This window comes from Segetibacter sp. 3557_3, assembly GCF_004354985.1.
GTDB lineage: Bacteria > Bacteroidota > Bacteroidia > Chitinophagales > Chitinophagaceae > Segetibacter.
The window spans coordinates 231267-253179 of sequence record NZ_SMSK01000004.1 but is presented as its reverse complement, the minus strand read 5'-3'; the positions used below and the strand labels follow the sequence as shown (position 1 = coordinate 253179).

At 41.3% G+C, this 21913-nt stretch carries 20 protein-coding genes; 3 read left to right on the top strand and 17 right to left on the bottom strand.

The window, feature by feature from the left end; all coding sequences use genetic code 11:
- Positions 1-45 precede the first annotated feature (45 nt).
- A complete protein-coding gene (locus EXU57_RS09025; protein ID WP_133267866.1) occupies positions 46-864 on the bottom strand; it encodes an aminoglycoside 6-adenylyltransferase in 819 nt (272 codons plus the stop codon).
- Positions 865-1521: 657 nt separating this feature from the next.
- On the opposite strand from EXU57_RS09025, the gene EXU57_RS09020 reads away from it, so the two are divergent.
- Entirely contained in the window at positions 1522-1893 is a 372-nt protein-coding gene (locus tag EXU57_RS09020) for a winged helix-turn-helix transcriptional regulator (protein WP_133267865.1), read from the top strand.
- A 401-nt stretch (positions 1894-2294) separates the two neighbouring features.
- Here the strand turns inward: EXU57_RS09020 and EXU57_RS09015 are convergent, their stop codons facing one another.
- The 6 genes from EXU57_RS09015 to EXU57_RS08990 all read right to left on the bottom strand — a co-directional run bounded on the left by EXU57_RS09015 (position 2295) and on the right by EXU57_RS08990 (position 7429).
- Complete coding sequence (locus EXU57_RS09015) at positions 2295-2843, bottom strand: alpha/beta hydrolase (RefSeq protein ID WP_133267864.1); 549 nt, start codon at positions 2841-2843, stop codon at positions 2295-2297.
- Positions 2844-2958: 115 nt separating this feature from the next.
- Positions 2959-3711 carry a DUF1835 domain-containing protein gene (locus tag EXU57_RS09010; protein WP_133267863.1) on the bottom strand — a complete coding sequence of 251 codons (753 nt, stop codon included), beginning with the start codon at positions 3709-3711 and terminating at the stop codon, positions 2959-2961.
- A 341-nt stretch (positions 3712-4052) separates the two neighbouring features.
- Positions 4053-4493, bottom strand: coding sequence for a DUF5990 family protein (locus tag EXU57_RS09005; protein WP_133267862.1), 441 nt, complete (start codon positions 4491-4493; stop codon positions 4053-4055).
- 274 nt (positions 4494-4767) lie between these two features.
- Positions 4768-5376, bottom strand: a complete 609-nt coding sequence (locus EXU57_RS09000; RefSeq protein ID WP_133267861.1) for a dihydrofolate reductase family protein — start codon at positions 5374-5376, stop codon at positions 4768-4770.
- Positions 5377-5655: 279 nt separating this feature from the next.
- Complete coding sequence (locus tag EXU57_RS08995) at positions 5656-6177, bottom strand: GNAT family N-acetyltransferase (RefSeq protein WP_133267860.1); 522 nt, start codon at positions 6175-6177, stop codon at positions 5656-5658.
- A gap of 223 nt (positions 6178-6400) precedes the next feature.
- On the bottom strand, positions 6401-7429 hold the full coding sequence (locus EXU57_RS08990) for a hypothetical protein (RefSeq protein ID WP_133267859.1): 1029 nt from the start codon (positions 7427-7429) through the stop codon (positions 6401-6403).
- Positions 7430-7873: 444 nt separating this feature from the next.
- Here EXU57_RS08990 and EXU57_RS08985 point away from each other — a divergent pair, with 444 nt between their 5' ends.
- Positions 7874-8839, top strand: a complete 966-nt coding sequence (locus tag EXU57_RS08985) for a fasciclin domain-containing protein (protein ID WP_133267858.1) — start codon at positions 7874-7876, stop codon at positions 8837-8839.
- 330 nt (positions 8840-9169) lie between these two features.
- Here EXU57_RS08985 and EXU57_RS08980 read toward each other — a convergent pair whose 3' ends face one another.
- The 3 genes from EXU57_RS08980 to EXU57_RS08970 all read right to left on the bottom strand — a co-directional run bounded on the left by EXU57_RS08980 (position 9170) and on the right by EXU57_RS08970 (position 13277).
- Entirely contained in the window at positions 9170-10450 is a 1281-nt protein-coding gene (locus tag EXU57_RS08980) for an amidohydrolase family protein (RefSeq protein ID WP_133267857.1), read from the bottom strand.
- A gap of 441 nt (positions 10451-10891) precedes the next feature.
- Complete coding sequence (locus tag EXU57_RS08975) at positions 10892-11974, bottom strand: alpha/beta hydrolase (protein ID WP_133267856.1); 1083 nt, start codon at positions 11972-11974, stop codon at positions 10892-10894.
- 760 nt (positions 11975-12734) lie between these two features.
- Positions 12735-13277 (bottom strand): hypothetical protein, encoded by a 543-nt coding sequence (locus EXU57_RS08970; protein WP_133267855.1) that lies wholly within the window; start codon positions 13275-13277, stop codon positions 12735-12737.
- Between the two features lie 175 nt (positions 13278-13452).
- On the opposite strand from EXU57_RS08970, the gene EXU57_RS08965 reads away from it, so the two are divergent.
- The gene (locus tag EXU57_RS08965; RefSeq protein ID WP_133267854.1) at positions 13453-14385 is read left to right on the top strand and encodes a winged helix-turn-helix domain-containing protein; all 933 of its coding nucleotides are present in this window, start codon (positions 13453-13455) and stop codon (positions 14383-14385) included.
- A gap of 335 nt (positions 14386-14720) precedes the next feature.
- Here EXU57_RS08965 and EXU57_RS08960 read toward each other — a convergent pair whose 3' ends face one another.
- From EXU57_RS08960 to EXU57_RS08930, 7 genes are all read right to left on the bottom strand, one after another.
- Positions 14721-15035 carry a hypothetical protein gene (locus EXU57_RS08960; protein ID WP_133267853.1) on the bottom strand — a complete coding sequence of 105 codons (315 nt, stop codon included), beginning with the start codon at positions 15033-15035 and terminating at the stop codon, positions 14721-14723.
- A 418-nt stretch (positions 15036-15453) separates the two neighbouring features.
- A complete protein-coding gene (locus tag EXU57_RS08955; protein ID WP_133267852.1) occupies positions 15454-16179 on the bottom strand; it encodes a hypothetical protein in 726 nt (241 codons plus the stop codon).
- A 616-nt stretch (positions 16180-16795) separates the two neighbouring features.
- Positions 16796-17254 (bottom strand): cupin domain-containing protein, encoded by a 459-nt coding sequence (locus EXU57_RS08950; RefSeq protein WP_165958088.1) that lies wholly within the window; start codon positions 17252-17254, stop codon positions 16796-16798.
- Positions 17255-17424: 170 nt separating this feature from the next.
- Positions 17425-17772 carry a hypothetical protein gene (locus EXU57_RS25355; RefSeq protein ID WP_207955438.1) on the bottom strand — a complete coding sequence of 116 codons (348 nt, stop codon included), beginning with the start codon at positions 17770-17772 and terminating at the stop codon, positions 17425-17427.
- Positions 17773-18332: 560 nt separating this feature from the next.
- Positions 18333-18947, bottom strand: coding sequence for an MBL fold metallo-hydrolase (locus tag EXU57_RS08940; RefSeq protein WP_133267850.1), 615 nt, complete (start codon positions 18945-18947; stop codon positions 18333-18335).
- Between the two features lie 74 nt (positions 18948-19021).
- Entirely contained in the window at positions 19022-19894 is an 873-nt protein-coding gene (locus tag EXU57_RS08935; RefSeq protein WP_133267849.1) for a helix-turn-helix domain-containing protein, read from the bottom strand.
- A gap of 473 nt (positions 19895-20367) precedes the next feature.
- On the bottom strand, positions 20368-21789 hold the full coding sequence (locus EXU57_RS08930; RefSeq protein ID WP_133267848.1) for a TlpA family protein disulfide reductase: 1422 nt from the start codon (positions 21787-21789) through the stop codon (positions 20368-20370).
- Positions 21790-21913 lie beyond the last annotated feature (124 nt).

Sequence of the window (21913 nt, the reverse complement as noted above, 5' to 3'; positions counted from 1 at the left end):
GTTAACCCAGGTTATCGCGTTTTAGCCCTCGTTCCCCTACCCTGCTTATGTCAAGCAGCCCTCAGTCGTAAGCTCTCCGTAAGGAGAATTGCTGATTTGTTCAAAATAGTTCATTACTGCTCCTTCTGTCTCCGTTTGCAAGATTATCGTTGCCGGAAAAAGCGCCTCCCGCAATTCCCGGTATAGTCCTACTGAATGTTGTAAGCTGTCCAACAACCCGCTTTTACAATAGGTGGGCAGTGTTGCTTTTAATCCTGCAAAATCATTCAAAGGTAATTGGGTCTCCACTTTGCGAACACCCCGCGGCAAGTTCCCGTTTTTAATGTGCAACAAGGGTCCAAGTACAACCATTCGCAAAAAACCAAAAAAGTCAAATGCTTCAACGTATTCGCCACGGCCGATTTTAAGCAGGGCATAGTGAACCCAAATCCAGAAACGGTCTTCAATCCACTGGTAGTCGGGGTAGGGAAACTTCGGCTCAGTCTGTTCCAGAATGCTCTTCAACTGTCCCTCCTTGTCAAGCAGGAGAATAGGGGTTTCAATACGCTCGCGAAACTCATCAACCGTTACAAACTTGATGTCTACATGCAAAAGGGGATCTTTGTAAAGGCAAATCAAAACCCTTGGTTCCCCCACATGTTCGCCTGTAAAGCCTGAGAGAAAGTGTCCGAAACGCTTTGCGTAATTCAACATCTTGTATTTGTCATCACTTATCCTTTCGTTAGCAACAAGAACTAAGTCAAGATCAGAAAACGCATCTATTTCACTTGTCAACCATGAACCCGCAACAGCAAGCCCAACAACGCTTTTATCCAGCCGGATCACTTCAACTACCCTGTTTGCAAACTGTTCCTGTATGTTCATGTGTCGTGTTCTTACCCGGCAAAGTTTCACCCTGGTTTGCCGCTAACGAGATGGTGTCTATAAGGTTGTAGTATTAGAATACCCTCATTACAATTAACCCCAAAAGCAAAATAGTAAATTATAGCCGAATGCGTAACCTTGAGCCTAAATTTATCAATAGCGTGTTAGCAGTAAATTTAATCATAGGGAGATCGCATCAGCAAAGCCGCTAACTTGATAGGGTTACGTATTTGCAGTTTGTGCGGCCTGGCTTTTATTAGGATGGTGAAGTCGGCTTTGAAGATCATTTCCTTTTTGCTGCTTCAGATAATCGAAGCTAAGCGTTAGATGTACCGGTCTTTGTAGTTCTGTTTGCTCGTGCCCGGCCGTCAATCTTCACACACTTAGACACCGTGCCATTTCATCCGGTTGCAGGCGACATCTTCGTTACGCGATGCTGGTGAGTTAAAGGCACGAGTGCCCGGTCAAACATCATTGCGATAGTTCGCACCAATGTTCAACCAGGCACCGCACAATTTATAATCTTGTTCCATGTGTACGATTCATTTAGGTCAAAATTGATACATACCAGCATTACGTACAAGTACGGAGCAAGGATTCGCATAGGGATAAATTATTCCCTATTGCACGATTATCACATTAAATTATTTTTGGATCATGTACGAAAGAAAGATCCCGTTGTACCTGAATTGCGGGCTTGACCTGATTGGTGAAGTGCTTTACGGCAAATGGAAAATCCGTTTATTGTGGTTTATCCATGAGGGGATCCAGCGTCCAAGCGAATTGCACCGAAAAATTGCTGATGCATCACGAAGGGTCTTGAATATACAGTTGAAGGAATTGGAAGAGCACGAATTGGTTTCAAAAATCATCTATCCACAAGTTCCGCCAAAAGTTGAATACAGTTTAACGGAGTTTGGTAAAACGTTGATACCGGTCATTTCAGTTCTGGGGCACTGGGGTGATAAAAATCAGGAACGTTTGCGGGACGTCATCTTGCGTAGTTCAAAGAATATACCTGTCGGGTAAAAGCTAAGCGTAGTTTACCTGTTTATAAGGAGATTTCGAAAGTGGTCGCTAACTCACGGGCTTTATGACCATCCAGACCAATCAGTAATCTTTGAAATTGATTGGAGTTAATGGAGTGTCTTATTTGGGCCTCTGGATCAATTCAAGCACAAATTCCGAAATGTCGTACGATGTGGACTGTTATATTTGGTAGACGTGCTATAAAAGCTTCTAAAGGACAGAAGGTGTCCGGGAGGGATTGTACTACGGTAAACTTCTATCAGCGAGGTATGGGGAAGCGGTCAGATTAAGGTCACAGGAAGAGCAAATAGCTGAATAATTGCGTGATGGCCCAATTCCACAAACACTGATAGCGGTGCTTGTATTGCTCGCTTTTTACATCTTTTAACTTCGTAACGAAACTACTTCAATGACTTGATGTCCTGAGCAACAAGGGTTAGGTCATTGTTGAATTGATGTCCCCCATTTTCTAACTCACGAAAAGTCGCTTGAGTAACTTTCTGCTTATAATACTCCAGGTGAGAAAGAGGTGTGACTTCATCGTCTTTGCAGTGGTAAAAGAAAAACGGAACGTCGTGGGGTAGCTTGTCGCAAAAATTTTCCTGCAACTTCAAACCTGTTTTCCAATCTTCATTACCACTCCAAAATGGCGTAGCAATAAGAAAAATGCCTTTGATCTTCTTAGCTAGGGCGTTCTCTGAAAGATATTTTAGAAGCATCGAAGCACCTAATGAATGTCCAACTATAACAGGTTCTCCTTTCGTATTCAAAACGGTTTGGTTGATTTGCAGGGGCCATCCAAAATCAGACAACTCCTCATTAGACTGTATCACCGGATAGTATATCCGGTAATCGTCCCCTAGACTTGCCTGTAGCGAGTTTACTAACGCTTTGTCGGCTTCATAACCATCGTCACCTCCTCCCTGAATAAATATTACTGGCTTATCCATATAGAGAAAGAATTTCTGCAATTAATGTTTAAAGCTTAACTGTTGTTAGTTGAATGCAAACCCTTTATAATGGGTAATGTGCCGGTAGGATATTTACAGCAGACCGATACTAATGTCAGCGGTGGTGGATTACTTTATCATAAAGATGTTTCAACTGAACATCACCGAAGCCATATATACTCTCTCTTTGCCAAAACTCTTTAAATACCTGATGAAAGTCCACCGAGATATTTTTTAATATGTCTTCTATAACTCTTTCAGGCCTCCCTTTTGTACCGTCTTTTGGAAAACGTTCGACGTGAGCTTCAATTACTTCTGGTAGATATGGAAAAGAAGAAGATCGATGCCCTGCAAGACGAATCAATTCTTCAAGGTCGGCTCCTTTATAAGCTTTCCATAAGTCCTGCCCAAGTCGTAGATCAGTAAGTTCTAAAGGGACTCTGCCGGCAAAACATGATCTAAGCTCACTTGTACTTGCTCGTCCAAAACCATTCCAGAACTGTTTACTGGTTCTATTTAAGTGGGATGTATATACCGCATAAACTTCCTTTTTTATTGATAAACGATTTATTAACGAAATAACGAACCACATATTAACCTGACAGAATAAGTCATATTCAAACCAAAGGTTGAATTCAGCGTCGTCCGACGCATTCAATATTTTCTCAAATTCTTGTACAACCTTTTTGTGATAATCTTCTTCTGTCAATTCCATGTATTCAGCCCTCGAATGCCAAAAGTCACGGAGATTGTCGCCTCTCACGGTTCCATCTACCAAACTTTCTCTAACAACGATTATGTCTCCCGCAATTCCTGTGTCAGGAAAACTATAAGCAAGCGAATCTCCGTTTAGAATATGATAAACCATAATTGTTATGTTTTAGTATAACCCCGAACGGCCCGGGCTATCGTGGGCTGCTTTTATTGGAAACTTACAACTGCTAAACGAAACCGTCATACCGAAAGAAGAAACCGCCCAAGCGGTTAACAAGTGTCTCAAGCTTGCGTTTTCTTGCCTGGCAGATAAATGATACCGAAATAATGCTACACCATTGAAGAGGCTCATAGTATGTGGCTTAAGGTCGGACATTGCAGTTACGCAGGTAATTGGATTTCCGAAAGGAAACTAATATAACTAGTATACATGTTGCTTTTAACATGGTATCATTCCCTAAGCCCGCGTGGGGGTTTACAATGCTATGTGGACGCTCAGTCGGGAAGCCTGCACATAAACCATCCGCCAAAAGGTTTTACAGTTGCAAAAAGAGGCTTCCCCTCGGCGGTGCTACCGGGGACGTTGCAGGACCAGCAGTACTGACCGCCGTCCGGAAACGAATTTTGAAGAATGGTTTCAGGAAGGGGCACCTTCAGGCGGCCACTCCATCGTGCTCCAACTTGTCCTGCATAGGTGCCTATGTCGATGTAAACAAAACGGTTTGTTGGCGTTCCCTGCACAAACGGACCACCAAGTGAAGGAACCATGCCGTTTGCTTGCTTTAACTGAACAAGAAAATCAAAGGTTAAGTCCTCGCCTCTTCCAATTTGTGCCTGCACGGTTTTATAATCAGCACCTTTGCCTTCCTGTAAACCATACATTGTTCCATCGGCCGGATTTTGAAGCAATATTCTTAGTCTGACATCTTTCATCATAGATCAAAGTTGAGCATTGAACTTAGTCGCTTAAATTAGTTCGTATTGCGGAAGCACAAACGTCAATTGTTGCAATACTCAGTTTACACGGGTTGCCGGTTAGACGTTCAGTTAAGTTACAATTGTCAGCCCGTGTCTACCTAACACAACCCGGTTCGTAGAAACGAATAGCTACCAGGGATGGCGATATTGGCAAACGCTGGCTTCTAAAATGGTTTACCTTTTTTAAGAACAGATGTTGATAGTAATATTTGTGTTCGATTACTTTTTAATTCTATCCTTTGGAAAAACCGTCAGCAATCTGGGTGTATTGTTTTTCGACGCTGTAATTCAGTTCAGTTACCCCACCAGCAAACCGGGACGTTGTTGGTAACAGATTCAATCTGATTTTGTCTGTGACATTTGCAAACAAAGGAATGCCTCGCCCGAGAATAATCGGGTTGACAAACAGCCAGTAGCCGTCAATCAGGTCCTGTTGAATAAGTGAGTGGGTTGCCGTGGGGCTACCAAAAAGTAGAATCTCTTCATCCACCCGGCTTTTTAATTCATTTATGTTTTCGGTTAGGTTATCGCCAATAATGGTAGTATTAGTAAAATCTTTATCTTTCATTGTGTTTGAAATAACCACTTTGTGCGCCTGCTTATACCATTGTGAATGTTCAATCTCGTACCTTGTCCTGGTGGGCTTATCTCCTGCATCGAGCCAGTACGCCTGCATCATGTCGAAGGTAACTCGTCCGTACAATGCAGTGTTGCCTCTTTTAATCCGTTTACCGATATAATCAAAAAGTTCCGCATCAGCTTCAATCCAGTCCATCTCTCCTTGCGGCCCCGCGACAAAACCATCAAGGGATATGTGCATGAATGAAATTACTTTGCTCATTATATTAAGAATTAGCTTAAGTCTCAAAATTCCGTGTTCAACCGATAAAACAAGCGGTGTAAATGCGACGTTTTACAAGGTGAAATGCGCCAAAAGGATAAGGAGCTCCGGAAAGGCACTTGCGTAACCCCGCCACGATTGATGCAATGCTTATTCTAAACCGGTGGCGGATAGAGACGTCAAGGTTAACTAACCACAAACGCTCTAAGCCAATTGTCCCTGAGGACTTAACATCCAGCCGCAACTTGAAAATACATCTTACTTAATCGTTTGGCTTCCTTACCGCGCCGTCAATCGAAATATTGTAAAGGTCTCGTCATCGACCCTATGCCGTTTAAAATTTAATTTCTCGAGGAGGCTTATTGAACGTACATTATCAGGGTGAGTATATGCTTCTATGGAATTTACTCCGACATATCGAAAGGCAAAGTGCAGTACTTCTGCAATTGCTTCTTTCATTAGTCCTTTTCCCTGTAAGTCAGGCAATAGTTCAAAACCAATTTCTACTTTAGAATAATCCCCGGAAAAGTTATATAAGCAAATTGTTCCAATTAGTTTGTCCGTCTCGATGATTGTGATTGCCCAGTAAAGGGAATTTGCGTTTTGAATGTTTTCCTGGATGGATGTGATAAAATGCCTTGCATCATCCATTGAATCGCTTGGCTTCCTGTTAAGATATTTGTTTACGTTGCGGTTTGAACGTAACGCAAAGATTTCTTTATCATCACTGCTTTTAAGTTGCCTCAACGTCAGCCTGGCTGTCTTCAATAATGAAACTGGTGGCAATTGTTTGCTCGTCATATCTACAAGATAAACTATTCAGCTTTTGTAATCGATACAGTTCCGTCTGTCGTATTTAAGCTCTGCGAAACCCGGGTGTTTAGCGGGGCGCTACTTCAACTTTACGCATGAGGTGATAAGCGACTAAAAGGTTGAATAAATTTTGCCGGCATAAATCTCCTAAACCCGCTGCGTCGTTCGGCGCTTTTTAAACATACCACCATAGATCTTACTTAATCGATAATTATGGGTGTCTTCCTGAATACGCACTTTTTCTTCTATTTAGCGTATAACTGAAATCTTCGTTTCCTACCAATAAGTGCCCAGTGGTATCGATGAAAAAAAGGATGTTGTTATTACCGTTGAGCAGATTAAGAGAATGAGCCCAACTATCATTATCCAATTGATAGATAATCCTTCCTTCTTTGTCTTTTACAATTTGCCATTTACCTCTGGCCATTGTTTCCTTTCTGTAACCAAACCCACCCATGAGAAAGTAAGATGGCTTGTTTGTAAGAGAATCGGAATATGAAAGAAAGTACCATTTCATCTTGTTGCAAGCCTCGCTGGTATTTATGCCAAGGATTTTTGGCAAGTCACCACAAGGGGTTCTTCCCTCATAAACAAGCGGGTTTTCAATAACTGTATAGCTGGATGGAACGTTGATTGCATCTGTTTGAACGGGACTCGTACTATTTAAGGCACAACTGTATCCGCCATTTCCAGCAAGCATTGAGTTGTCTTGATCAAGAAGATGCAGCACGTTTGCATTCACCCCCAATATCGAGAGGGGCTTGCCTTGATGTTTTAGATAGTAGTAATTGCCTGATTTTGTTAGGCCTCCTTCGAACGTAACACGTTGTTCATTTGAGAAACCAGGTATTCCCGGAGCTGCCAAACCATAGTGGCACTGTAGTTTAAATTTCTGCTGATCCACTCCCAGGTTCCACCGAATAAAATCAATAGAATCGGTTAAAGATATATGCAGAAAACTCCTTACGATATCATGAGGTGGGGTACTTCCAACAAAAACTCGTGTCTGTGCTGAGCAGGAGAAGAATAGCAGCGCAAATACAATGGAGAACAGGTAACCTTTCATAACTTTCTTATTTATGTTAAACAAAAAATGCCTTGGTAAAAAGGATAAAACAATTGCAGAGATTGCATCAATAAGTACTTGAAGCATTGCATACCACCAAAACGCAATTATTAAGTTAGGCCCATTTGTTAGTGTAAGTTCAATTTGCAACAAAGAGAGAAAGCGCTCTATCATTGAATATTGCACGTTGAGGCACACGCTTTAAAATACAATAGTACTTGCTGTTTTTATCCCCTTGCACATAAACCTTGCTCAGAAGGGCATTACAACTTCTGTTACTTGATTTTCCTGTCTCTGCCTTCCACGCCTTTCGAAACTGTTACTCCTACACCATATCCGCTTTGCCATTTTGTTTAACATTGATGTTGATTTACGTGCCACAGCCCAGGTGTTCTGGTGCCGGATAGCGCCGGGCAGATGTTGTTAGCAGGCTTTGAAACGACTTAGCTTCATTGACCTCCTTTGTTTAACCTCATTTATAATGGTCCGAACAAATGATTATACAAATCCGTTTCTTAGGCGAAATGGAAAAAATAATACAAACAACCATAAACTTTTTTTCACCTTGATCGGTTAATAGTAGCCAAACATTTCATTTCATAACTAAAAGATCAGAACATGAAATCAAGACTATTTACGCTTTGTGCAACAACTGTTATTAGTACATTCATTGGGCTATCAATTGTATCCTGTAACAAAGATGACGACAATACTACACCCGCAGATAATACTATTACCGGGAAAGTAGTAGATGGAGCCAACTTTACCGTGCTGGAGAAAGCAGTAATTAAAGCAGGGCTTAATGGTACCTTATCAGGCACAGGTCCTTTTACTGTGTTTGCCCCTGACGACGCTGCATTTTCGGCCGCAGGTATCACCTCGGCTAGCATTGATGCTTTAAGTGCTGATCAATTACAAAGATTGTTGCTGTATCATACCCTTCCCTCAAGAGTTCTGGCAGCTGATGTACCTGCCGGACCGAATGCAAAAATTTCTACTGCCAACTCCCCTGCCGATTCGATTTTTGTAACAAGGAATGCCAACGGTGTATATGTAAATGGTGTTAAAGTGGTAACGGCAGATGTAGCGGCATCTAATGGTGTGATACACGTGCTTGCTAAAGCATTAAATAAGCCGGCAGGAAACATAGTTGCTACAGCCCAGGCAAATCTTGGTGGTGATAACGGGCTTGACTCATTGGTAAATGCAGTTGTAAGAGCTGGCGCGGCTTCTCCGGCACTTGTTACCTTAGTAAATACTAATGTGCTTACGGTATTTGCACCCACCAATAAAGCGTTCAGAGATTTGCTTCCCACGCTTGGGGCTAGTAACATCAGCCAGATACCTATTGCTACCCTGACGGCTGTTTTATCTTATCATCTGAGAGGTGGAAGGGCATTTTCTTCTGATTTGTCAAATGGCTCCCTCCCAATGTTTGCAGGCGGCAATACCACCATAAATTTGTCTGCAACAGGCGCGACCATCAAGGGAACTTCGAATACAACAGCTTCGAATATTCTTGCAACAGATGTGATGGCTTCCAATGGCGTTGTGCATCTGATTGACAGGGTTTTGTTGCCTTAGATGATCTATTATTAATCAATGTCGTTTACTTAAGGTGAGTAGCAGAAATTGGTGAATAAAGGGATGCGGTACAAGGGAGTGACACAACGATGGCAAATAAAATTACCACAGCTGGTCACCAAAGATTTCTCTTAATTAAACAACATTGTATCATTAATTCAGACCTGCTTAATAATGTGGCATCAACGGCATACAACTTATTTGTATTACCGTTGATGCTTTTTCTATGGTAGTATGATCAATACAGGTTTTCTCTGCCGCATTAAACAGTTTGATTACATGGACCCCTGCCGGCTACGTAGAAACTTTTTTAAAAAACACCTTTTTAATTTACCTTACGAGTGCATCAAGGCTTGTTCTGTCGAAGACTTTCCCATTAGAAAATACCATATTGATATTTGTTGTATTTGTAATATTTTCTAAAGGGTTGGCGTTCAGTAATACTAAGTCGGCCCGCTTACCCTTCTTTATAGAACCCATTTCATTTTCCTTTTTGAAGAATCTTGCCGGATTAATGGTTGCTGTTTGTAAGGCCTGAAGGGGAGTAAGTCCCCCCTGCACGAGTATCTCCAATTCTTCATGTAGGCTACTTCCCGGATAGGCATAAGGAATACCGATGTCAGTTCCTGCCAACAAGAGAACGCCTGCACTTTGCAGTGTCGAAGTTCGTTGTAGCATAACCGGCAAAAGGCTTTGCATGTATGCAATCGTGCTGCTAACATTATCTCCCCAGGCTTCTGTTTGCTTTTGCCAATGCTGCTTTAATATAGTTGATAAGTGGTTTAAGCGCTTGTCATTGCGTAGCGAAGAGTCATTATAACGAGCAATCTTATCTATTATCAATAGATTAGGGGTAAAATATACGTTGGCATCTTGTAACAGAGCAATAGTTGTATCGTTCAAATCAGGTGTACTCAATAGATGCTCGATGCTGCTTTGCCCAGCTTTGATAAGTTCTTGTGTACTTAGGGCAGCGGGCTTATGTCCGACGAACGAAATTTTACGTTTTGCAGCTTGGTCGGCCAGGGCCAGGTAAGCGTCTTTTGAAATTTGTTGATGCACCTTGATAAAGTCTACACCCAGACCTACTAAAGAATCAACGGCGTTCCGTGCTTCTGATGGCGTATTAACAGTGACACGCAGTTCATTGGTGAAAAAAGGGCCGTCGATAATTGGACCAGAAGCAATAATGTGCGGACCCGTTTGTGTGCCTTGTTCAATTTCATTTCGCCATTGCTTTATCGAATCAAAGGAATTTGCACCCATGTCTCTGACACCAGTAACTCCGTAAGCAATGAAGAGGGGAAGCGATTCCTTTGTGGCCAATTCGAGATGCACATGCATATCCCACAGACCCGGCAGAAGGTACTTACCGCGAGCATTAATAATAGATGTACCCGCTTCAATTCTCGTGTTCGAAGCCCTTCCAATTTCAATTATTTGATTGCCACCAACGACTACAGTTTGATTTGGATAGAGGCTGCCATTTATTACATCAACTATTGCAACATTCGTTAAAGCTATTCTTCCATGAACAGTAGCCTTCCGAACTGGAGAACAAGCAACAAAAAAGAGTAAAGAAAGCAGGAAAAAGTAAACTATTCTCATCATCTACATTTTAAGTTTATCTCGACAAAAAACCATTCCATGTTTTTAAATGGTATTTTTGTTTTTCCCGTTTCAAATCAGGTTGCAAAGGAAGAATTACCTAACAGGGTTCGGGAGCTTCGCGATCGGTTGGCGACTTATTGAATATCCTGCCCCGGACAAAAAGATGTATTGTTTACAAAAAAAGGCTTTATTCATTGGCAGACATAAGTAGAACCATGTTATCGACATCTTACCAGAGAAGGACACGTAGCACAATCGGCGGGTATTCTTATCTTACTCGAAGTTCAATCCAATTGTCAGCTGAATTGATATTTAGATATATTTCAGCATAATTTTGTCGCTCTTGCCTCACTAAACAATTTACGCTCGCCGGCCAAACGCAAACACCATGTTGGTGGGAGTTTTGTTTCAGTTTTCGAATTCACATTTTTCACAATGATGTCATTTTGCTTTATCGTATTTCCAATCCTTGTAAACAAATCGTAGTGCATCGTAATATGCAGGAATTGGTTCTGTCATGTGGTCTTCAGAAGGATAATATTTATACTTGTGTTCAATTGTTTTCAATCTAGCATGGTTTAACAGCTTATCGAATTTCAACAAATCGCCTCGAAAAGCACCTCCTTCATTTCCTACACTGTAAAAGAACTTTTTATTACTCATTCTTAACCCTGGTAACCTTTGTTCCGCCAATCGTAAAATATATTTATTGCCAAACCATAGTGAGGGGCTTATTGCAATATAAACATCAAACATATCTGGGCGCGTAAGCATGCAGTTAATGGCTGTAAGACCACCAAACGAATGTCCGGCAAATATTTTGAAAGGACTCGTTTTGTAATTAGCCTCCATGTAAGGCATCAATTCCTGGTGAATAAAGGTAAGAAACTGCTCATTGCCGCCTGATGTCTTATACTTAGAATCATCTTTACCGTCAAAGTCAATTAAGCTATTAGTAGGTGTAAGGTCTTTTACACGGTCCACACTAACAATGCCTACTACTATTATCGGAGGGATAACCTGCCAATGCCTTAAGTACTCTATATATGCAGAAAGAATGTGAAAGTGATTCTCCCCATCTAAGAGATACATTACGGACAATGCCTTGTTTATATCCGCCGAATCGAGTTTTGGAACATGAATGTATATCCGGCGGTCCTGATTTAACACCTCGGAATGTATTACATGCACATCATTCGAAGTATGATTGTATAATTTTGGTGTTTGTGCTATTACCTGTGATGTAATAAATAGAAAGAGTACTAGGAAATGCTTCATATCAATGACGAAAACTCCGGTAATGTGAATAGATGTTGAAATGCCTGGTTTAAAAATGCCACCCGCGAACAAGGCTTGCTGCTGTGCTGGCATAATAGGGTCCAGCCCGGAACTGAAGCCCAAAAGCATGACTAATGTTGAAGGTAAGCACAAAATCGACTGGAAAGACGGAAGCTGGAACCGCTGCTGAATATCGAACACCGAGATGAGTATATATTTATCAGCCAGCATAGCTGCAAACCCCATGTGGTACCCCGCTGTTTCACTTCTGTCAGGACTAGTTACTGTTAATCTGTTTGTTATCTCGCACTTCCAAAGTCAGCGATGGTCACCCTATCAAAACTATGCATCCCGCCTCCGGATCCAAACCAAATACTTCCATCGCTCGCTCCCAACATCCCCAAAAAACCTACTCTTCCCCCCCAACTTAATTTCTGTTGCAGTCGGCATTTCATTGTCCAGGAATACACATCATACTCTTAAAGTGACCGGACCTTTGGACTTACTTCACCGGTACTCCGGATGTTTCCTTCTTTATCTTGGATGAAACATTACACATGTTCCCGGTCTTGTCTTCCATGATTGTATTGATATCTTTAATGGAAAGTCTGTCTTTTGTTGTTAGATTTTAGAAAAATACCCCATCGTACCGGCTTACTACCTCCGGTTCCGAACCAAATACACAATCAAAAAGTTTCCTTTTCTCTCTTGTTTTACATTCCGAACCATACTTATAGGCACCTTTGAGGTAGCCAGCTGTTTGCGTTGCGACCAGGAGTATCCATTTTTTCCGGACTTAATATTCTGGTGAGTTGGTTTGGCTTTGTTCACAGAAGGTGTGTAAAACAAACGAACAAGTACAGGTGAAATAACCTTGCTGGTTTTTTCATCTATCTTCTGCTATCGGGTAAGTTAACGAGGAAAGTTTCACCGCGGAAGTTTCCAGAAAAGTCATTTCTGGCTCTTTTTACCTTTAAATTCCGCAACGGTCTTTCGACAACTTCGCTCAGCAGCCGCCTTTACGAGGAGCACGCTTATAAATTATTTTACCATCTCGTTCTACGTAGTCGCCTGCTAGTATTGGATATGCATACTTGGGCGCATGCGATACATTATGACTCCTTAGAATTATTTTGTCGGCCACTTTCAGGGTTTGCAATTTCCGAAAGTCACTGTTATTACCCGACCCAAAACTGAGAATATAGTCCTCACCATTAATCCTGACCATCACGCCAAAACCTAATCGTGAGCCCGGTGGAAGAGAAAGATTGGTTACAACAGCCTCCATATTGGTAAAAGCACTTATCTGCTTCCTGATTTTGGCTTCAGCGGCATACACTTTCTTACCTGCGGGAGACACTTCCCATTGTTTAAACTTTATACCATCAGGTGTAGCCTCCCATTGTTTCATTGCGGCCTCCCTTTCAGCAGCAGAGAGTGGCTTTGGTATTGGTTTTTCAGCCATTTTATCTTTGATTTCGCGATTGGCAAATACCAGTCCGCTTACCACAACCAGCGGCAGGATCAGCGCATAAAAAACTGTTTTCATATATTTTGTAGTTTTAATTAACAAAGACTAATTTCTTACTGGATCAAACCCGTTTAAAGCAGCCATCTTACCCGTCTCCTTGAAGTTGGGCCATAAAAATACGCTGATGGTGTTCAGACGGAGGAACCTGGATTGTAATTAATAGTGTAAACTTTGTAAATAAACTCTTGATAGCATGCTTGTTAGAAGAAATGTGTGGGCAGACAAACGAAAACACCTGGGCGGATTGTTCATGCTATTGTTTATCTCCATAATCGGCGTGGCTTTCAGCATGACGGGTAATGATGACTTTAACTTTGCCAGAAGGGAAATTTTGCTTCGCCGGATCGGACATGAAATACTCCTTCAGTCGGGCGACAGTACGTCGCGGGTACTGCCAGTAAAAAAAATCGCCGAAAATGAATACCAGATCAGTTTTGAGAATGCATTTACTTTTCAACCCGAAGCCCTGGTGAATACCACGAAGCGTTTGTTAGCCAAAGACCCGCTCGGGAGCGATTATGTGGTCAACGTAGTTAACTGTGCCAATCATAGTATAGCCTATGGCTTTGCTATATCAAAAAACAAGAAAGATAATATTGTAGCCTGTATAGGAAGAAGGCAGCCCGTAGGGTGTTACATGATTAATCTCAAATTCGGCCCTAAAGGAATGATTACAGCAAAGAATGGATATCTTTTGGGCGGGCTTGCAGCTTTAGCTTTGATTGGATTTATTCTTTTGCGGTCTCCTAAACCCCCTGGTGTTGTTCCCGGAAATCAGTCTGATGCACCCGAGGATCATCCTACCCCGTTCTCGCAGGCGTCTACAAGCGTATTCACTTTAGGGTCGATGGCGTTCGACACGGAGAGTCGTAAACTCATGATAAATGGGGAGAGCATAGACCTGACCAGAACTGAAACCCGTGTACTCCGCATTTTCGCGGCCTCTCCGAACGAGGCTATAGAGCGCGCCCGGCTCCAAAAAGAGATATGGGAAGATGATGGTGTGATCGTAGGGCGCAGCCTGGACATGTTCATTTCAAAACTTAGAAAAAAGCTGGAATTTGATCCGAACATCAGGATTGTCGTCATACGCGGCAAAGGATATAAGCTTGAAATTAGCGCCTGAGAAAACATTCCCGCACCGAAGGCAGGTTATCAAAATTCTCTGAGCGTTCATAGAAGGCTGCAGTGAGCTACGAATGTGGTATCGTTAGAGGTGGGGTACAAAGATAAGACCTGGCGTGTGGCGGACTTCCGCGACTGAAGTTTAAGAATACTACGTTAAGCCTTGTACATAAATTCATAATAACACTTTACCCGCCATATTTCCAAACCGATCTTAGCAGTTGGGCACTCTCTTGTTGTTCATTTCACCTGTTCTTAAATGGCTTTTCCAAGCTGTGAAAGTGATGTTTTTAGACTATGGTGTAAGTCATATCTTACTTCCATGTTCATTAATCGTCAACCTGGAACAGAAGGTACTCCAATTTCCAGGTTTCCTGTGCCTTTGGCGAAAGTGATATTAAGATAAATAGTTCTTTCCTTTTTAGGATTGGATTTCAGATATGCCGACTTCTGAACTCCTATGATTTGTGTTAGTTCGTCATAAAAGCAATCAATTTTGTATTCCTCGATTTCTATAGTCATACTTAAGGAAATATCTGAAAAGATATGAAAATCGACAATGTCCCCGTATCTGGAAACCACATGCCGAATCTTATCAATTGCAACGGGTCTTTCATCATTACTATATCCTATCCAAAAGATATTTTCCAATAGATTACCTGTAATTTGTTGATTGTTTGTCTTCTTCTATGCTGACCGCAAGGGTTGAAGGGTTTATGTGATGCCGGCATCTGTGTTAACCAGGTTTGCAAACATCGTTAGTCGGATAAACAGTTCAGCGGAGGTTCTTCGGCCAGCATTGCATGAACACTGTTATGGGCAGTTGGTCAATCATCGAAGATTGTTCCATCCGGCGATAAGGTCAGTAGAAAGATTGTCTTCATCATCCAGAAGATTAACTAGTCTATTCCGAAGTAGTCATGTACAAGCCGGATTCGAAATCCCCAGATACGAGATCAGTCAATGTTAGAAAAGTTATCTTAAATTTTCCGGAAGCCGGTGAGCTGCTTTCCTGCCCCAGCTACGATTTTATAAACACTGTTAGCTGATGTCATTGTACAGATCCCTTTTAATTTACTGGTTTAGATAAGTTTATGTTGAAGAGTAAACCTATACCTAAATTAAACGGAGAAAAATCATAATAGTAGTTATATCCTCCTCCTGATCGTATTAGCGGAAGTGTTGCACAAAACTGCCCTGTAATCTGTAGAAAATTAAGAAGATTATAGCGGAGAGTTACAGCTCCTTCTGCATAGATATGAAAATTACTTAAGTCTTTATAGTCAGATCTTGTGTTATCAACGATGTTAGAATAGTGCACACCTAATAATCGAGGAGATAAGGCATGTTCAAGTTTCTTTTTTGTATTCCCAAAGTCTGCCTGAAGAGCAAAGCGGTTATAGCTGGCTTTCCCGGACAGTGATTTACCTGTACTATCTGGCCTTATTCTGGTACGTTCAGATGTTCCTTTTCCGACCATAAGAAACGCTTCCCGTATCCTACCTGTTTCTCTTTTTTGATAAAGGCCGGCCCCGAATTCTTTAAACGAATGCTTATTGAAGTAATTATTATTGCTATTTTCTATTTTAGTGCCCATATCACCGTAGTTAGCCAAAACCGCAAGTTTTTTGGTGAGTGCATAAGCCGCTTGTACCTCCAGTCCGCTAAAACTGTTATGACCGCTGATTTGGGTATGGCCTTTCTGTTGCAGTAAAGGAGCATTAACCACATTTTGACGATATATGCCGCATGAAGAAAGTCCCATAAGCAAACCTAAAAGACCATAGTTAATCATGTCAATTGGTTTAATAGTGATCGAATCAAAGACGATGATTGCTTAAAAGGTCTCTTTTTTTGTAAGCATACCTTAATGTGTTCATGCTGTCACGCTGTGCTGGTTTCCGTGTTAGTTAAGCTTGCACACGACTGCTGTTCGACAAAGATCAAAAGTTTAGGCAATATTTTAGCCAGAGTTGCATGAACACACTGTTAAGCGATGGTTCTTTTTGAGCAGACCTGGACGATTAACGTAATTAACCCTAATACTATCATTATGATTCCTAAGTAAACACAAAATAAAACAAAGGCAAGCGCCTCCCTGGCAAGAGAAACGCTCAAAAGCGTAAAAATTAGCGAAGTCATGTATACTACGAAAAGTATAATCATACCGGTTTCTGGCTTCCGCAATCTCCTAAGCGTGAACAGAAAGACCAGGAAAATAACAGTGCAGATTACATGAAATACTATTAAGTATGCTGACTCGGTCTCCATTTTCAAGAAGCCCTATGCTAGTTTATGCTTTCTCATGTATTGACGTTGAAGAAACATGGCCTAACGATCGGGCTTGGCGTAGGCTGGTGAATCCCAATCGGCAAGCCTGGTTTGTGCACTAAGTTTAAGCAACTCTTTTGTTATTGATCGGCTGGATAAGTATCATGCTGGGCCATCAAAGAAAACAACTTGCCCATATCAGCAGGCGGCCAGGAAGGTTCATTGTTGATTAATTCCTGAACATCAAGAAAATATTGCTCCAGTCCGCCAGGACTGAACCAAACCTGGAACTTAACCTTATCAGTAGCAATGTTTTTAAACGTATGTACCGAGCCTTCGGGAACGACGACCAAAGTGCCGGAAGGAGCGTCAATTGTTTTTCCATCCAGAACAAATTGGAGCGTTCCCTCAAGAACGTAAAACATTTCTTGTGTTTTTTTGTGGTAATGCGGCGGCGGGCCGGGAAGAAAAGGAGGCAGCAGGTATTCTATCATCGACCAATGCCCATTGGTCTGCTGCAATTTGGCTTTCAGGAAAATTTCTATTCCATTTGCCGCTATTTTTTCTCCCTCACCCGGTAACGAAATTAATGGCTCCATTGTACTCATGTATTGTTGTTGATAGAAATGACACTACGTTTGAAAAATGATAAAATAAAGACAAGTTTCATTGCAACTTATAGCTGAATGAAAAATAGGAAGGTATGTAGTTGCGACCTTGTTTGTCCCATGGCCATAGCACAAAACCGATATTGGTAGTATTTTGTTCGTCACAATGTTTCTTCCAGCTGTTTTGCCTGCATGATGAGGTAATGGCGTATCTCACGATGACTTTCCGTCTTGAGCCGCCTGTGAATGTCAATGTATTTGTCACAACGGCTCTTGAAGTCGTCTGTGGCAATAAGGTTATTCAGCCATTCACTAAAATCGGCAAGCTCAGCTTGTCCACTTGAGTACTCCAAATATGCTGTGTTGTCAGGCCCTTCCAGGCTGGAGCTTTCCCATTTGTCAACTTGCGTGATGGGTCTGCCGAAAACTTTGTCAAACAGGTACGTGTTGGCGCAAAACGTTCTAAAGGCTTTGGTAACTGCTTCTTTGCGCTTGCCACACTTGAACAAAATAATTGTCCACTCAAGAAAAAAGTCGGGTAAACCGATATCATCAGGAAAATTCTTGCTGAACCATCGGAGGTAGGTCAGTCCACCTTTGTAGTCCTTAAGCTGAACAAAGTCCTTAGTCGGCAGGTAACGAAGCCCCGGCTGTCGTCATGACATCCAAACTTGCGCTTTTCACCGGCAAGTGTCCTTCTAGTGTTAAAAATCCTCGTGCGAAGCCGCTCTGTTTGTTTCGGTGTCACACTTTGAATTTAAAATCGCTACCTACGTTCAGGCATTGCCGAACAGCCGGAACTGGCTTCCCGTTTGCTTGCGTAAGTTAGAAGATGTTGAATAAAGAACAAAATGCCGAATGATTGTTTATCAGCCGGGATTTTAGTAATGCAATGTTGTGTCTAGTGCGTCCGTCAATTTAGCGTAATTTTTTCGCCGTCTCCAGGTATTAGTAACTTATCTGATGCAATTTTCGCTTCGTCTGCTGTTCTCCGTAATGAAGTTCTTGTGGTAAGGCAATGGTCCAGCGCCCCCATGTGTGTTGCTAATACTTTGGCATTGCCACTAGCTTAAACTAAAGTCACTGTTTGCTCTTCGTTCAATATGATGAGTGTTCCTACGAAGCCTGGCATTTCTGCCCCACCTGAATTGGTAACAATATAATCTGGTTTAAAATGCTGTATTGACTCCTCTACTTCGTTAATCCAAACGCTGTCCCCTACAATGTAAATGGTCGGCTGGTCTTTCGCATTCAGTACAAAGCCGGAAACAGTACCCATCAGCTGTAAAACCTTACCGCTGCCGTGCTCACCACCAGTCCTATAGATTGTAATACCATCCCAAACAATGTTATCGGTTATCGTTTCAGCATTGGTGAAATTTGCGTTGCTGAAGTAATCTTTATCCGCTGGCTGATTAAAAAGTCTGATAGACTTGTCTAATGCTTCCATCGCCACTGGATCAAAATGGTCGGGATGGGTATGTGTCACTAACACCGAGTCAATGTCTCTAATGATTTCTTCAACAGAAATAGGCAACTCTACCATAGGGTTACGTTCTTTTCCTGCAATTGGGTCAAACGTCCCCTTGGGAGAGAACATAGGGTCTACCAATATTTTTCTTCCGTTGTAGTGGAGAATTAATGTGGCATTTCTGATGAACTGAATGCTTGCACTTGTTGCCATAGTTTTTCAATTGTTACGTTAATAAGATGAAGGCAAAGGTCGAAGTGCAAGACTGTTTAGTGCCTACCAAAGCATTACTGAATGCTACCATTTTGATAATTAGCCAGAAACCCGGCAGTCGTCTGCCCGGTTTGTGTTTTAAATAACCGCAGCAGGTGGTTGGGTTCGGAAAAGTTGAGTTTGTTAGCTATTTCAGCAACAGTGAATTGAGAATGCAGAAGAAAGTTTTTAATTTCAAAGAGCAGACGTTGCTTTAGCAAATGGCTGGCTGTAGCGCCAAACTGAGCTTGAACAGCTTTATTCAACGTTATTCTGCTAATGCCTAAAAGTGATGCATATTCACTTACCCGTTGCTTCTGGTTGATATGCAACTCCATTAGCTTCTTAAACTCATAGGCATAATTGTTCTCTGGTTTTTCCAACGGCAGCTTGTTTGTTAAAGCATAGTTCCGGTTAAGCTTAAGCAGTAAATAGTAAAGTAATGATCGGATAATATGCTCACTGTCCAGTTTTGTTTGCTTTAGTTCGATGCTAATTTCAGTAAGAATGCTGCAAGCCCTTTGAATATCCTCATCTGTCACCGCCATATTAAGCGAAATATCTAACTGGTAGAAGAATAATAAGCGGAAAGTGAATAACTTATCTGAAAAGAAGTCGTTGAGAAAGTCTTCCTGGAAGATGAGAAAGGTAAAGTCAAACTGGTGAGGACTTAATTTCCATCGGCGTTTTTGAAAAGGTGAAATAAAAACTATGGTGTTGCTTGAAATGGTGATCTTTCGATGGTTTAATACAAGGTAGCCACTGGCCGTTCTAAAAAATAAGATTTCAAAGTAGTCGGTCTTGTAGACATCCGTATCTAAGTAGGCTTCCTTAACCTCATCGCCTAAACCGACACGCAGTAAAACTTCCACGCCACACTGGGTTTTATCAAATCTGATGGTCTTCATCCAGTATCAAATTACGCAACGTTAAATTTGGGGGATCGCATTACAAACAAGCTTAAAGTCTAGATGAAGTTGTGGGATTTGTGCTACCACAACTCACACATAACTGGAGCCTTATAGAGTTAAGTAGTAAAGGAATGTCCTGCCAGCATTGCATGAACACACTGTCGTAAGCCGTCTTCCACTGCCACACCAAGACGTTAACTATCATAGCAACTTCCTTAAACTTAAAGAAATGAATATACTGATGTTGATTGTTTGCGTAGAAGCAAAAACAATGCTTCTAAGAAGCATATTTTTTAGCACTATGATTTAAATAGATGTTTTAATCAATCTGTAAACACCATATACCACCAAAGCAAGAACCATAATCATTATCCATTCAAAAATGCCCGGCATCCCAATGAGTAAAGTCATGCTTTTAGTTTGAAACTTGACGATGTTTGAAAAACATTAAGTCTGTGGTAAACAGTTCACTATTCGTTAGACATTTGCATTAACGTGTTGTAAGTGGTTTCATCAGAAGGTCGAGTGGCATCGAAACGAACAATCTTTCCCATTTTGTTTAGGATTACATACCTGGGAATTGGTCCCAAATTTATCATCTTAGTTAACCCACTCTTTTCAGGATTGACAAGTATTACACTATATTCGCCATTAACCTTATACTTTTCTCTTGCTTGTACCCAACTACTAAAATCCGTGTCTACTGATATGTAGAGCATCACTATGTTTTGCTTTGCCAACCTTTCTTTCAGGGCATGAGAAAATCGCATTTCTTCTATACATGGCTTACACCAGCTTGCCCAAAAATCAACATATACTACTTTTCCTTTCAGACTTGAGACTAACTGATTAAAGCCAATTTGGGACTTATTTGCTTTCATTAAAACCGCTATATCACTCCCTTTCAAACTCACATCGCCTTTTCGCAACATATAGTTGTTCTTTACTTTTTGATTGTAGATTGGATCTTTGCAGAGGGAATAATAATAAGCCAATAACTTGTCAGGCTGCTTAAGTCCTTCCATTTTGTCAACGACAAAGCTGGACAAAAGAAAATCCCGAGCATATCCCCTGGTCAAAAATGATATTGTGTCTATGAATGGATATACTTTCAAATTGCGAAAGCGAAGCCTAAAGACCTCTTTTAAACCTAAATTGAAGCTTGGTATATTCCCGCACTCGATGCAATTCATCATACCACTCCATGTTATGAGAGAGTCCTGGTAAAATTTAACCAGTTGTGATTGCAAGGTGGGATCGATCTTACGACCCCCAAACAACTTATCCGAAATCATGCTCCCAAGGTAAAAGCTCTTAAATAGACGCCCAATCATGGGGTCTATTGAATTGTTGACGCAAAAGGTTTCAGCCGTATTTATATAAGGCCAATAAAGGCTATCTAATATGTAATCCCTCCTTTTTAAAACGGCACTTCTCCAAAGTTGTTTGAATAGTTGAGCATTGTTACTTTGTCCATATAGAGCATATAACGGTGTGGTAGCTACGAAGTCGTGGTGTTTCTGGGCAAAAGACAGTTCATTAGTTCTAGTTGATGAGCTGATATGGGTAATGAGCGGCTTATTTTGCCTGTTCAGATTGATGAGTAAAGTATCATTAGGCTTGAACAAGAAGTAGACTCCATCGGGTGAGCCATATGGACCCTGAGGCGGAACAACGACAACCCCCAAAATCATCGGGCCTACGTCCTCCATAGGTATGTTTTGAAACTCATGTGCATTCGTATCTAATGTATAAGGATATGAGCCAACTTCTAAGATGGTTCTCTTTTGAATCATTATAGGCCTGCCAGTTTTGTTTTGAAAGTAAATTTTACTTTGTCCACTTAATTTTAAATAGAAAAAGGTAAGTAATACCAGGACAATAGATTTCATGATCAAAAAGTAGTTGTTTAAACTAAAGTGCGCACAACGGAAGGATATTTCAAAGTAGCGGAAGGCCGTATTACGTTAGCTTAAATTATTTATAAAGATTTATAGTACTTATTTACTAACTCTT

Excerpts from the sequence above, each read along its gene's own strand:
- EXU57_RS09025 (WP_133267866.1), bottom strand. The coding sequence starts at position 864 with ATGAACATACAGGAACAGTTTGCAAACAGGGTAGTTGAAGTGATCCGG.
- EXU57_RS09020 (WP_133267865.1), top strand. The coding sequence starts at position 1,522 with ATGTACGAAAGAAAGATCCCGTTGTACCTGAATTGCGGGCTTGACCTG.
- EXU57_RS09015 (WP_133267864.1), bottom strand. The coding sequence starts at position 2,843 with ATGGATAAGCCAGTAATATTTATTCAGGGAGGAGGTGACGATGGTTAT.
- EXU57_RS09010 (WP_133267863.1), bottom strand. The coding sequence starts at position 3,711 with ATGGTTTATCATATTCTAAACGGAGATTCGCTTGCTTATAGTTTTCCT.
- EXU57_RS09005 (WP_133267862.1), bottom strand. The coding sequence starts at position 4,493 with ATGATGAAAGATGTCAGACTAAGAATATTGCTTCAAAATCCGGCCGAT.
- EXU57_RS09000 (WP_133267861.1), bottom strand. The coding sequence starts at position 5,376 with ATGAGCAAAGTAATTTCATTCATGCACATATCCCTTGATGGTTTTGTC.
- EXU57_RS08995 (WP_133267860.1), bottom strand. The coding sequence starts at position 6,177 with ATGACGAGCAAACAATTGCCACCAGTTTCATTATTGAAGACAGCCAGG.
- EXU57_RS08990 (WP_133267859.1), bottom strand. The coding sequence starts at position 7,429 with ATGATAGAGCGCTTTCTCTCTTTGTTGCAAATTGAACTTACACTAACA.
- EXU57_RS08985 (WP_133267858.1), top strand. The coding sequence starts at position 7,874 with ATGAAATCAAGACTATTTACGCTTTGTGCAACAACTGTTATTAGTACA.
- EXU57_RS08980 (WP_133267857.1), bottom strand. The coding sequence starts at position 10,450 with ATGATGAGAATAGTTTACTTTTTCCTGCTTTCTTTACTCTTTTTTGTT.
- EXU57_RS08975 (WP_133267856.1), bottom strand. The coding sequence starts at position 11,974 with ATGGGGTTTGCAGCTATGCTGGCTGATAAATATATACTCATCTCGGTG.
- EXU57_RS08970 (WP_133267855.1), bottom strand. The coding sequence starts at position 13,277 with ATGAAAACAGTTTTTTATGCGCTGATCCTGCCGCTGGTTGTGGTAAGC.
- EXU57_RS08965 (WP_133267854.1), top strand. The coding sequence starts at position 13,453 with ATGCTTGTTAGAAGAAATGTGTGGGCAGACAAACGAAAACACCTGGGC.
- EXU57_RS08955 (WP_133267852.1), bottom strand. The coding sequence starts at position 16,179 with ATGATTAACTATGGTCTTTTAGGTTTGCTTATGGGACTTTCTTCATGC.
- EXU57_RS08950 (WP_165958088.1), bottom strand. The coding sequence starts at position 17,254 with ATGGAGCCATTAATTTCGTTACCGGGTGAGGGAGAAAAAATAGCGGCA.
- EXU57_RS08940 (WP_133267850.1), bottom strand. The coding sequence starts at position 18,947 with ATGGCAACAAGTGCAAGCATTCAGTTCATCAGAAATGCCACATTAATT.
- EXU57_RS08935 (WP_133267849.1), bottom strand. The coding sequence starts at position 19,894 with ATGAAGACCATCAGATTTGATAAAACCCAGTGTGGCGTGGAAGTTTTA.
- EXU57_RS08930 (WP_133267848.1), bottom strand. The coding sequence starts at position 21,789 with ATGAAATCTATTGTCCTGGTATTACTTACCTTTTTCTATTTAAAATTA.